Consider the following 244-nt stretch of genomic DNA (forward strand, 5'->3'; position numbering starts at 1 on the left):
TTCTTCAATTTTCCTACGTAATTGTCCAATATATACGCGTAGATATTGCGTATCATCACTTTCGGCCCCCCAGACCCTTTTCAGCAATTGGCGATGAGTCAACACATTCCCTGCATTTTGCGCCAGAACCTTTAATAGATCATACTGTGTTGGCGTTAATTTTACTTCATTGCCAGACAATGTGACCTGATGCTTCGATAAATCAATGACTAAGTCACCACAATGGACTTGTGATTCATCCGCT

General features: G+C 41.4%; 1 protein-coding gene. It reads right to left on the reverse strand.

What is annotated here, in order from left to right; all coding sequences use genetic code 11:
• The coding region (locus tag Ga0466249_RS26230) for a winged helix-turn-helix domain-containing protein (RefSeq protein ID WP_215832426.1) at positions 1 to 244 on the reverse strand (244 nt) is incomplete at both ends.

It is taken from the genome of Pelorhabdus rhamnosifermentans, from assembly GCF_018835585.1.
GTDB lineage: Bacteria > Bacillota > Negativicutes > UMGS1260 > UMGS1260 > Pelorhabdus > Pelorhabdus rhamnosifermentans.